Source organism: Streptomyces sp. NPDC002328 (assembly GCF_042890065.1).
Lineage (GTDB): Bacteria > Actinomycetota > Actinomycetes > Streptomycetales > Streptomycetaceae > Streptomyces.
On the sequence record NZ_JBIARQ010000015.1, the window covers coordinates 1 to 11,253 of the forward strand.

General features: G+C 73.0%; 10 protein-coding genes. 6 read left to right on the plus strand and 4 right to left on the minus strand.

Going from position 1 to position 11,253, the window contains the following annotated elements:
• The 3 genes from ACFYX4_RS29975 to glgB form a co-directional block, all read left to right on the plus strand.
• The coding region (locus ACFYX4_RS29975; RefSeq protein WP_389340184.1) for an alpha-glucosidase C-terminal domain-containing protein at positions 1-132 on the plus strand (132 nt) is incomplete at its 5' end.
• A 95-nt stretch (positions 133-227) separates the two neighbouring features.
• Positions 228-1,691, plus strand: coding sequence for a maltokinase (locus tag ACFYX4_RS29980; RefSeq protein ID WP_389339854.1), 1,464 nt, complete (start codon positions 228-230; stop codon positions 1,689-1,691).
• A 13-nt stretch (positions 1,692-1,704) separates the two neighbouring features.
• On the plus strand, positions 1,705-4,191 hold the full coding sequence (gene glgB / locus ACFYX4_RS29985) for a 1,4-alpha-glucan branching enzyme (protein WP_389339856.1): 2,487 nt from the start codon (positions 1,705-1,707) through the stop codon (positions 4,189-4,191).
• Between the two features lie 432 nt (positions 4,192-4,623).
• Here glgB and ACFYX4_RS29990 read toward each other — a convergent pair whose 3' ends face one another.
• From ACFYX4_RS29990 to ACFYX4_RS30005, 4 genes are all read right to left on the minus strand, one after another.
• Positions 4,624-6,855 (minus strand): HelD family protein, encoded by a 2,232-nt coding sequence (locus ACFYX4_RS29990; protein ID WP_389339858.1) that lies wholly within the window; start codon positions 6,853-6,855, stop codon positions 4,624-4,626.
• 194 nt (positions 6,856-7,049) lie between these two features.
• Positions 7,050-7,391, minus strand: coding sequence for a thioredoxin family protein (locus tag ACFYX4_RS29995; protein ID WP_389339860.1), 342 nt, complete (start codon positions 7,389-7,391; stop codon positions 7,050-7,052).
• On the minus strand, positions 7,388-7,816 hold the full coding sequence (locus ACFYX4_RS30000; RefSeq protein ID WP_389339862.1) for a MerR family transcriptional regulator: 429 nt from the start codon (positions 7,814-7,816) through the stop codon (positions 7,388-7,390). Before ACFYX4_RS30000 ends, ACFYX4_RS29995 begins: the two co-directional genes overlap by 4 nt.
• Positions 7,817-7,899: 83 nt before the next feature.
• A complete protein-coding gene (locus tag ACFYX4_RS30005) occupies positions 7,900-8,409 on the minus strand; it encodes an Lrp/AsnC family transcriptional regulator (RefSeq protein ID WP_389339864.1) in 510 nt (169 codons plus the stop codon).
• 45 nt (positions 8,410-8,454) lie between these two features.
• Between ACFYX4_RS30005 and ACFYX4_RS30010 the strand changes: the two genes are divergently transcribed.
• From ACFYX4_RS30010 to ACFYX4_RS30020, 3 genes are all read left to right on the plus strand, one after another.
• Entirely contained in the window at positions 8,455-9,366 is a 912-nt protein-coding gene (locus ACFYX4_RS30010) for an NAD-dependent epimerase/dehydratase family protein (RefSeq protein WP_389339866.1), read from the plus strand.
• A 1-nt stretch (position 9,367) separates the two neighbouring features.
• Entirely contained in the window at positions 9,368-10,258 is an 891-nt protein-coding gene (locus ACFYX4_RS30015) for an aldo/keto reductase (protein WP_389339868.1), read from the plus strand.
• A gap of 100 nt (positions 10,259-10,358) precedes the next feature.
• Positions 10,359-11,021 carry a TetR/AcrR family transcriptional regulator gene (locus ACFYX4_RS30020; RefSeq protein WP_389339870.1) on the plus strand — a complete coding sequence of 221 codons (663 nt, stop codon included), beginning with the start codon at positions 10,359-10,361 and terminating at the stop codon, positions 11,019-11,021.
• The last annotated feature ends 232 nt before the right edge of the window (positions 11,022-11,253 follow it).

Here is an 11,253-nt window from a genome sequence, read left to right on the forward strand (position 1 = left end):
CGCTTCAAGGGCCGCCACCCGGTCGAACTGTTCGGCGGCGTCCGCTTCCCCGCCATCGGCGAGCTGCCCTACCTGCTCACCCTCGCGGGCCACGGTTTCTACTGGTTCCGGCTGCGCAGGGAACCCGTATAGAACGTGCACGCGGCGGGGCGGTTTCCTCTGCCCCGCCCGGGGCACGCATGAGTAGCACCCCAGACCCCGTCGCCCGGGGAAAGGAACGTGACGCCATGGCGGAAACGGTCACACTTTCCGGCAAGACGAGCTCCGGCCTCCTCGCGTCCCTGGGGCCCCTGCTGCGGGAGTGGCTGCCACGGCAGCGGTGGTTCGCCGGCAAGGGGAGTCCGGTCACCGGGTTCTCGCAGGTGGCAGCCACCGAGCTGCTGCCGGCCGACTCCCGGCTCGGCCTCTACCACCTGCTGGTGCGCGCCCACCAGGGAGCCGGCCCCGGCGACTGCTACCAGTTGCTCATCGGCGTGCGCGAGGCGCTGCCGCCCCGGCTGGCGCCCGCGCTGATCGGCCATGTCCCGGACGGCCCCCTCGCCGGGCGGACGGTCTACGACGCCCTGTACGACACCCGGCCCGCCGAACTGCTCCTGGAGGCGCTGCGCACCGGGTCCCGGATCGGCGTGCTGCGCTGCGAGCGGGACCCGTCCCAGGAGATACGCACCGGCCTCGTGCCGCGCCGGCTGACGTCCGAGCAGTCGAACTCCTCGGTCGTCTATGGAGATACGTTCATTCTGAAGCTGCTGCGCCGGGTCGTCCCCGGCGTCAACCCCGATCTGGAACTGCCGCTGGCGCTGGCCCGCGAGGGCTGCCCCCGGGTGCCCGCGCCCACGGCGTGGATGCACGCGGACCTGGGCGTCGGAGCCGAGGGGGGCCCGCAGGCCCGCGAGCCCGGGGAGAGCGGGGCTCCCGGGGAGAGCGGGGCGCCCGGGACGACCGGGGAGACCGGGGAGTCGTCGTACGTCCTCGGCGTGCTCCAGCCGTATGTGCAGGGCGCGACGGACGGCTGGGAGCTGGCCCTGCGGGAGCTGGCCAAGACCGAGGACTTCGGCGCGGAGGCGCGGGCGCTCGGCCGCGCCACGGCGGAGGTGCACACGGCGCTGGCCCGTGCGCTGCCCACGGTGACGTTCGGGCACGCCCAGCTGGAGCCGCTGGTGCACGGCATGGTCGAGCGGCTCGACGCGGCGGCGCAGGCGGTGCCCGCGCTGCACCCGTTCGCGCCGGCCCTGCGCACGGCCTTCACCGCGCTGGCCGACCTCGCGGCCGAGGGCCAGACCTGGACCGCCCAGCGCGTCCACGGCGATCTGCACCTGGGGCAGTGCCTGCGGGCGCCCTCCGGGGAGTGGTCGCTGATCGACTTCGAGGGTGAGCCGGCCCGGCCGCTGGCCGAGCGCAGGATGCCGCAGCCGACGGTGCGGGACGTGGCGGGGATGCTGCGTTCCTTCGACTACGCGGCGCACTCGGCCGACCCGCCGGCCCCGGGCTGGGCCCGCGCCTGCCGGGCCGCCTACTGCTCGGGGTATGCCGAGGTGTCGGGCGCCGACCCGCGCACCGATCCCGTGCTGCTGCGGGCCTATGAGACGGACAAGGCGGTCTACGAGGTCGTCTACGAGGCCCGGCACCGCCCGGACTGGCTCTCCGTCCCGCTGTCCGCGATACGCAGGCTCGCAGCGTCCGACCAGTTCTGAGGAGGCTTTGTCCGTGACTCCCAGCCCCCCGTCCAACGGGTCCGAACCGAAGAACCCGAAGAAGAAGGCCACGGCCGAGGAAGCGGTGGCCAAGAAGGCGGTGGCGAAGAAGGCGGCGGACAGGAAGGCCGCGGCGGCGAAGAAGGCCACCACGAAGAAGGCGGCGGCCGACAAGGCCGTGTCGAAGAAGACGGCGGCCGAGAAGGCCGTGCCGAAGAGCGCCGTCTCGAAGAACGTGAAGAACGTGAAGAAGGCGACGGCGAAGAAGGCCGAGGCGTCGGCGGCGGCTCCCGCCGGGCCGCTGGAGGTGGGCCTCTCCCCCGCCCTGGACGCCGGCGACCGCGACCGCCTCCTGCACGGCGGCCATCACAACCCGCACGGCGTGCTCGGCGCGCATCCGGCGCCCGGCGGGGTCGTCTTCCGGGTCTTCCGCCCGTACGCGCGGTCCGTCACGGTCGTCTCGGGCGAGCTGCGCGCCGCACTCCACGACGACGGCGACGGCTTCTTCTCCGGTCTGCTGCCCCTGCGTGAGGTCCCGGCCTACCGGCTCCTCGTGACGTACGAGGGCACGGTCCAGGAGACCGAGGACGCGTACCGCTTCCTGCCCACGCTGGGCGAGCTGGACCTGCACCTGATCGGCGAGGGCCGGCACGAGCAGCTGTGGACGGTGCTCGGCGCCCACCCGACGACCCACCAGGGCGTGACCGGCACCCGCTTCTCCGTGTGGGCGCCGAACGCGCGCGGTGTGCGGCTGGCCGGCACCTTCAACTTCTGGGACAGCGCGGGGCACCCGATGCGCTCGCTCGGCTCTTCCGGGGTGTGGGAGCTGTTCGTGCCGGGCGTCGGCGAGGGCGAGCTGTACAAGTTCGACATCACCCGGCCCGACGGCTCGCGCACCCTGCGCGCCGACCCGCTGGCCCGCCGTACCGAGGTCCCGCCGGCCACCTCGTCCGTCGTCACCGCCTCGCACTACGAGTGGGGCGACGCGGAGTGGCTCGCCCGCCGGGCCGAACGCCCGGTGCACGAGGCCCCGTTCTCCGTGTACGAGATCCATCTCCCCTCCTGGCGACCAGGCCTGACGTACCGTCAGCTGGCAGAGCAACTCCCCGCGTACGTCCGGGACCTGGGCTTCACGCACGTCGAGCTGATGCCGGTCGCCGAGCATCCCTTCGGCGGCTCCTGGGGGTACCAGGTCACCGGCTTCTACGCGCCCACGGCCCGGCTCGGCGGCCCGGACGACTTCCGGTTCCTGGTGGACGCGTTGCACCGGGCCGGGATCGGCGTCCTCATGGACTGGGTGCCGGCGCACTTCCCGCGCGACGACTGGGCGCTCGCGGAGTTCGACGGGCGTCCGCTGTACGAGCACGAGGATCCGCTGCGCGCCGCCCATCCCGACTGGGGGACGCTGGAGTTCGACTTCGGTCGGCGCGAGGTGCGCAACTTCCTGGTGGCCAACGCGGTGTACTGGTGCGAGGAGTTCCACATCGACGGGCTGCGGGTGGACGCCGTCGCCTCGATGCTCTACCTCGACTACTCGCGTGAGCCAGGCCAGTGGACGCCGAACGAGCACGGCGGACGGGAGAACCTGGACGCGGTGGCGTTCCTCCAGGAGATGAACGCGACCGTCTACCGCCGCGCGCCCGGCGTGGTGACGATCGCGGAGGAGTCCACGGCCTGGGACGGCGTGACGCGGGCGACGCACCACCGGGGGCCGAGCGGCTTCGGCGGGCTCGGTTTCGGCCTGAAGTGGAACATGGGCTGGATGCACGACTCGCTGGAGTACATGAGCAAGGAGCCGGTGCACCGCCGGTACCACCACGGGGAGATGACGTTCTCCATGGTGTACGCGTACAGCGAGAACTACGTCCTGCCGATCTCCCACGACGAGGTCGTGCACGGCAAGGGGTCGCTGGTGTCGAAGATGCCGGGCGACTGGTGGCAGCGGCGGGCCAATCTGCGCGCGTACCTGGGGTTCATGTGGGCCCACCCGGGCAAGCAACTGCTCTTCATGGGGCAGGAGTTCGCGCAGGGCGCGGAGTGGTCCGAGGCGCACGGCCCCGACTGGTGGCTGCTCGACCCGGCGTACGGGGCGGAGCCGGACCACCGGGGTGTGCGCGATCTGGTGCGGGACCTGAACGCCGTCTACCGGACGACGCCGGCGCTGTGGGAGCGGGATATCGCTCCGGAGGGCTTCCAGTGGGTGGTGGGCGACGCCGCCGACGACAACGTCCTCGCGTTTTTGCGGTACGACGCGGACGGGGTGCCGCTGCTGGCCGTGTCCCACTTCTCGCCGGTCGTGCGCCACGACTATCGCCTGGGCGTTCCCGACGACGTCCCGGCGTGGGTCGAGGTGCTCAACACCGACGCGGAGCGGTACGGCGGCAGTGACGTCTCCCACGCCCACCCGGTGAAACCGGAACCCCAGCCGTGGCACGCCCGCCCGGCAAGCATCCGCCTCACCCTCCCCCCTCTCTCCACCCTCTGGCTACGCCCGGCGTAACCCCTGGGGGCTCCGCCCCCAGACCCCCGGCCTGTGCCCACCCACCACCCGACTCGGTGGGGAGAAGGGTGGGCGCACCGGACTCGCTGGCTGACCATCCCTGGGGGCTCCGCCCCCCAGACCCCCGGGCCTATGCCCACCCACCACCCGACTCGGTGGGGAGAAGGGTGGGCGCACCGGGCTCGTCGGCTGACCGTTCCTGGGGGCTCCGCCCCCCAGACCCCCGGGCCTGTGCCCACCCACCACCCGATCGGTTGGGACGAAGGGTGAGCACATCCAGCCCGTCTGGGGGTCCCCCTCTGGGGGTCCCCCCTCTGGGGGAGTTTGAGGACGAGGCCCGTTCAGGGCCGAAGCGGGGGTCCGGGGGCGGCAGCCCCCGGGGACGGGACGGGTAGGGGCGGCGGGGGCGAGGAACTGCCCCCGACGGCCGCGTCACGCCAGCGCCTCCCCCAGCGCCCGCGGCAGCGCCTCCGTGTGGACCACACCCAGCCGCTGAGTAGCCCGCGTCAGCGCGACGTACAGGTCGCTGACCCCATACCGGCCCGGTTCCACCACGAGGACCGAGTCGAACTCCAGCCCCTTCGCCTGACGCGGATCGAGCAGCACGACCCGCCGCGTGAGGTCGGGCTCGGCGCCGGCGACGACCCCGTCGAGCCGCGCGGCAAGACGCCGATGGAGCTCGCGCGGAGCGATCACCGCGAGCCGCCCCTCCGCGGGGGTCAGTTCCTCCACGGCCTTGGCGACCGCACCGGGAAGGTCGTCCGCGGCCCGCGCCCACGGCCGCACCCCGGTGGACCGCACCGAGCTGGGCGGCACGAAGTCCGGATGCTCCGCGCGCACGACGGCCGCCGCGACCTCCATGATCTCCGCGGGCGTGCGGTAGTTGACGCCGAGGCGGGCATGCTCCCAGCGGTCCTCGACATAGGGCGCGAGGATCTTCGACCAGGAGCCGACGCCGGCCGCCTCAGCGGTCTGCGCCGGGTCGCCGACCAGAGTCATCGAGCGGGTGGGGCTGCGCCGCATGAGCAGCCGCCACGCCATCGGCGACAGCTCCTGCGCCTCGTCGACGATGATGTGGCCGAACGCCCAGGTCCGGTCGGCCGCCGCGCGCTCGGCGGCGCTGCGGTGGTCGTCCTCCTCGTGCCGCTCGGCGAAGCGCTCGGCGTCGATGATGTCGTGCGCGGACAGCACCTCGGAGCTGTCCGGGTCGCTGTCCTCCTTGTCCTCGAACTCGTAGGTCCGGGAGGCGTAGGAGACGTCGAGCACGCCCTGGGCGTAGGCGATCTGGGTGCGCCGCTCCCGCTCGGCGCGCTCGCGCGCGGCCCGGTCGTCCTCGCCGAGGAGTTCTGCGGCCTCGTCGAGCAGCGGGACGTCCGCGACGGTCCAGGCGCGGGTCACCGGCCGGCGGATGACGGCGGCGTCCTCGGCGCGGACGTACCCGTCGGGGTCGGCCAGGAAGTCGGCGACCAGGCGGCGGGGGCTGAGCACCGGCCACAACTGGTCGACGGCGGACCAGACTTCGGGGTTCTCGGCGAGCTCGTCGCGGATCTGCGTGATGTCGCTGGGGTCGAGCAGGCTGGACCCGTCGTAGGGGTCGGTGCCGACGCGTTCGGCGTACAGCTCGGTGAGCGTGTTGAGGATGTGGCCCTCGAAGTGCTCACGGGCCGCGTTGTGCGGCAGCTTCACGGCGCGGGCGCGCTCGCGGGCGACGTCCACGAGCCCCTCGTCGAGCATCAGGACCTCCCGGTCGTGCTCGATCGCGATCACCGGGTCGGGCAGCGCCTGCCGGTCGCGGACGACGGCGGTGAGCACGTCGGCCATGTCGGCGCGGCCCTTCACGGCCGCCGCCTCGGGCGTGTCCGCGGCCGTCGCCCGCACGCCGGGGTACAGCTCGCCGACGGTGGCGAGGAGCACGCCGGTCTCGCCCAGCGAGGGCAGCACCTCGCCGATGTAGCCGAGGAAGGCGGGGTTGGGGCCGACGATCAGGACGGCCCGCTTGGCGAGCAGTTCGCGGTGCTCGTAGAGGAGGTAGGCGGCGCGGTGCAGGGCGACCGCCGTCTTGCCGGTGCCCGGACCGCCCTCGACGACCAGCACCCCGCGGTGGGGGGCGCGGATGATCTCGTCCTGTTCGGCCTGGATGGTCTGCACGATGTCGGCCATGCGGCCGGTGCGGGCCGAATTCAGCGCGGCGAGCAGGACGTCGTCGCCGGCCGGGTCCTCGTGGCCGGTGCGGGTGGCGTCGCCGACGTCGAGGAACTCGTCGTGCAGGGCGGTGACCCGGCGGCCCTCGGTGGTGAGGTGCCGGCGGCGGCGCAGGCCCATGGGGGTGTGACCGGTGGCGAGGTAGAAGGGGCGGGCGACGTCGGCGCGCCAGTCGACGAGGACGGGGGTGCGCTCGGCGTCGTCCCGGCGCAGGCCGATCCGGCCGATGTGGTGGCTGGCGCCGGAGGCGAGGTCGATGCGGCCGAAGCACAGGGAGCCGTCCACAGCGTTCAGCGCGGCGAGCAGGCCGGAGCGTTCGGCGACGAGGATGTCCCGCTCCAGGCGGGCCTGCATGGGCTTGTCGCCCTGGGCGAGGGCGTCGCCGACGGAGGCCTCGGCGTCGCCGCGCAGGGCGTCCACGCGGGCGTACAGGTCGTCGATGAATTCCTGTTCACGGCACAATTCACTGTCCGTAAAACCGTTGTTTGACAATTCCGCTCCCGCCCGGATATACTGTGCCTACTGAACTTCTCCGCGACCATTCTCTTCATAGTCGCGAACCATTCAATATACGCAAAGAAATCCCCCGGGCGCAATTGCTCGGGGGATTTCTTTACTCACGCACTGGACGCGCGGTCGCGGCTCGTCAGAGCGCGTCAGAGCACATCGGAGAGTTCCTCCAGCAGCCGCCGCTTCGGCCGTGCCCCCACCAGCGCCTTCACCGGCTCACCGCCGCGGAAGACCATGAAGGTCGGCATCGACAGCACCTTGTAGTGATTGGTGGTGTCCGGATTGCGGTCCACGTCCAGCTGCACCACCTTCAGCCGCTCCCCCTCCTCCTCGGCGAGCGCGCTCAGCACCGGCGCCATCTGCCGGCACGGCGGGCACCAGTCGGCGGTGAACTCCACCAATACCGGCAGCTCCGCTCCCAGCACCTTCGCCGAGAAGTCGGCGTCCGACACCTCGGTCACTCCGGTCACTCCGGCCGCTTCGCTCACAGCTCCTGCCCTCCCAGTTCGCACCCGGGTTCCGGACCCCCCGGAACCAGCGACCCGGCGGCCAGTTCGTCCCGCGCCCTCTCCGCCCTGGCGAGCTGCCCGGCGACCCTCTCCCGCACCGCCCCCAGCTCCCCGATGAGCGCGTCCAGCTCGTCCAGCTTGCGCCGGTAGACCACGAGCGACGCCGGGCAGGAGTCGCCCTCCGGATGGCCGGCGCGCAGACACTCCACGAAGGGCCGCGTCTCCTCCAGGTCGAACCCGGACTCCCGCAGGGTCCTGATCTGCCGCAGCAGCCGCAGGTCGCGCTCGTCGTACGCGCGGTGGCCCAGTTCGTCGCGGCGCGCGGGCAGCAGCCCCCGCGCCTCGTAGTACCGGAGCGCCCGCGTCGTGGTCCCGGCCCGTGCGGCCAGCTCGCCGATTCGCATGGGGACGAACGTACGGCCTGACGCCCGCGTCAAGGCAAGGGCAGGCGCCGACACCGACACCGACGCGGAAGCCGACGTCGACGTCAGGGCAGCAGCGGTTTGCCCACCACCGGAGAAGTCAGCACGATCGACGTGGTCGTGCGGCCGAGCGCCGAGACCGCGTCCAGGACCTCCTCCAGGTGGACGGTGTCGCGGACGGCGACCTTGAGGATCCAGCAGTCCTCGCCGACCACGTGGTGCACCTCGGTGATCTCGGGGCGCTCCATCAGCTCCAGGGTCCTCGGGTGCTTCAGGGTGTAGCCGCCGTGCGGGTTGACCCTGATGAACGCCTGGATGCCGTAGCCGAGCCGGGCCGGGACGATCCGGGCGCCGTAGCCGCTGACCACGCCCGCGGCCTCCAGCCTGCGCACCCGTTCGGTGACCGCCGCCGGGCTCAGCCGGACCCTGCGGCCCAGCTCGCTCAGCTTGATCCGGCCGTCGGTCTGGAGCAGCTCCAGGATCTGCCGGTCCAGCGCGTCGAAGGCCACCGAGGTTTCGTCGGCGGCGGGACGCAGCTGCCGTGGTTCTTTCGGCGCGGCTGCCTGAACTCCCATGGTTCCCCCTTCAGTTCGGATGGGTACGCCGGGAGGATTATGGTCATGGAAAAGACGCGAAAGACATTGGTCGTCGGCGGGAACCGCTATGTCGGCAAGCGGCTGATCGGCCGGCTGCTGGCCGCCGGCGACGACGTCACCGTCCTCAACCGCGGCTCCTCGCCCCCGCCCCCGGGCGCACGCCATCTCGTCGCCGACCGCGACGACGAGGCGGCGCTGAGCGCGGCGCTCGGCGACCGCGTCTTCGACGTCGTCGTCGACCAGGTCTGCTACACCCCGCGCCAGGCGGCGACGGCCCGCCGGGTGTTCGCCGGCCGCACCCGCCGCTATGTGATGACGTCCACGGTCGAGGTCTACGAGTACGAGGACTCGATCGCCCCGGTGCGCGAGACGGACGTCGATCCGCTGGACGTGCCCGTCGACCTCGAACTCCCCTGGGACGACGCGGAGTTCCTCGCCGCCCACTACGGCGAGGGAAAGCGGCAGGCCGAGGCGGTGTTCGCGTCGGACCCCGCGTTCGCGTGGACGGCGGTGCGTCTCGCCCATGTCCTGGGCGGCGAGGACGACTTCACCGGACGGCTCGCCCACTACGCGGACCGCATCCGCGTCGGCGACCCGATCACCGTGCCGTACCCCAACCACCCGGCGACCTACATCCATGTCGAGGAGGCGGCCGACTTCCTGTTCTGGGCCGCGGGCGAGGAGTTCACCGGACCGGTCAACGCGGCCTCCCATCAGCCGCTGACGACCGAGGAGTTGTGCGACGCGGTGGTCGCGCGCTTCCCCGACGGCAAGGCGGTCTTCCAGGAGGTCGAGGTCGGGGAGGTCTCCCCGTTCTCCTTCCGCCGCTCCTATCCGATGTCCAACTCCCGTGCCGCACGGCTGGGTTACGCATTCGGCAACGCACGGCAGTGGCTGTCGCTCGCCGTCGCGGAGACGCTGGGCGAGGACGGCTGACGTGCGCTACCGACGACTCGGCGACCTGCGGGTGAGCGCGATCGGGCTCGGCGTGATGCCGTTGTCCATCGAGGGCCGCCCCGACGAGAGCCGCGCCCTCGCCACGATCCACGCGGCGCTCGACGCGGGCGTCACCCTGCTCGACACGGCCGACTCCTACCATCTGCCGGGCGAGGAACCCGGCCACAACGAACGCCTCGTGGCCCGCGCCCTCGCCGCCTACGGCGGTCCCGTGGACGAGGTGCTGGTGGCGACCAAGGGCGGCCGGGGCCGGCCCGCCGGCGAGGACTGGACGGTGAACGGCGACCCCTGTCACCTGCGGTCCGCCGCCGAGGCCTCCCTCAAGCGGCTCGGGGTCGACGCGATCGGCCTCTACCAGCTGCACAAGCCGGACCCGGCGGTGCCGTTCGAGGAGTCGGTGGGCGCGCTGCGGGAGCTGCTCGACGAGGGCACGATCCGGCTGGCCGGGATCTCCAACGCGGACGCGGCGCAGATCGGCGTCGCCCGAAGGATCCTCGGGGACCGGCTGGTCTCGGTGCAGAACCGGTACTCCCCCGCCGTCCGCGACAGCGAGCGCGAGCTGCGGCTCTGCGCCGAACTGGGGCTGGCGTTCCTGCCCTGGAGCCCCCTGGGCGGCATCTCCCGCAGCTCCCTGGACGGGCCCTCGCGGCTGGAGGGCGAGCGGCGGTTCGGCGCGTTCCACGAGATCGCCGGCGAGCGGGGGGTGAGCCCGCAACAGGTCTGCCTGGCCTGGCTCCTCGCCCGTTCCCCGACGGTGGTCCCGATCCCGGGGGCCAGCCGGCCGGAGACGGCGCGGGACTCGGCGGCGGCCTCCGAACTGGTCCTGGACGGAGAGGAGTTGGGTCGGCTGGAGCGGGCGGTGGGGCCGTGAAGCCGCCTTCGGCCGAGTAGTTGCCCGGTCCGGCGCCGGCTGCCCCCGGGAGAGCCGCCCGCGTCCCCGGAGGGAGGCCGGAGGCCAGGGGGCAGGCACAATGGCAGCCATGACCACGGGTAACACCGGTCGCGCCGAGGCCAACCGTCGCCGCATCCTCGACGTCGCACTGGCCGAGCTGCTGCGCGACCCCGATGCGTCCATGGACCAGATCGCGCGCGCCGCCGGGGTCGTACGCCGCACGGTGTACGGGCACTTCCCCAACCGGGAGGCGCTGATCGGCACGCTGGTGGAGGGCGCGGCGGAAGCCCTGGCGTCCGCGCACGCGGCGGGCCGGGCGGGGGTGGCGGAGCCGGCGGAGGCGCTGGCCCGGTCGGTGCTCGCGGTGTGGCGGGTCGCCGACCGCTACCGGCTGCTGGTCGCGCTGGCCCAGCGCACGGTCACGGTGCGGGGCATCCGGGAGCGGCTGACGCCGGTCCGGGAGCACAGCGTGCGGCTCCTCCAGCGCGGCCTTCAGGAGGGGACGTTCGTCTCACCGCTGCCGGCGTCGGCCCTGGCGTACGTCCACGAGCAGATCCTGTTCGGCCTGCTGGAAGCCGTGAACGACGGCCTCGTACCCGCGGACGAGGCGGCCCGCTCGGCCGCGATCACGATCCTGACGGCGACGGGCGTACCGGCCGCGCTGGCCATGGCGCTGGTGACGAAGGCGACGAACACCATGCACACGACGAACACGGCGAACAAGACGAACACGTCTTGCTGATCTTCACGGCCGGCGGCGCGACGCCCGCGGGCACATGAGAACCGGGCGGCTGAGCAACGGGGGAGTCTCAGCCGCCCGGCGTGTGGGGGGGGCGGAACCGCGGGGGGAACGGCCGGGGGGGGGGGCCCCGGGGGGGGGGGGGCGCGGGCGCCGGGGGCGGGGGGGGGGGGGGGGGGGGGGGCCGCCACCCCCCGGGCGGGGATCCCCTGGACGGGGGGCTGGACCCCCCCCC

What these genes read in the sequence shown, in the direction of transcription:
- ACFYX4_RS30000 (WP_389339862.1), bottom strand. Translation starts at nt 7,816, where the DNA reads ATGCGAATCGGCGAGCTGGCCGCACGGGCCGGGACCACGACGCGGGCG.
- ACFYX4_RS29980 (WP_389339854.1), top strand. Translation starts at nt 228, where the DNA reads ATGGCGGAAACGGTCACACTTTCCGGCAAGACGAGCTCCGGCCTCCTC.
- ACFYX4_RS30005 (WP_389339864.1), bottom strand. Translation starts at nt 8,409, where the DNA reads ATGGGAGTTCAGGCAGCCGCGCCGAAAGAACCACGGCAGCTGCGTCCC.
- ACFYX4_RS30020 (WP_389339870.1), top strand. Translation starts at nt 10,359, where the DNA reads ATGGCAGCCATGACCACGGGTAACACCGGTCGCGCCGAGGCCAACCGT.
- ACFYX4_RS30010 (WP_389339866.1), top strand. Translation starts at nt 8,455, where the DNA reads ATGGAAAAGACGCGAAAGACATTGGTCGTCGGCGGGAACCGCTATGTC.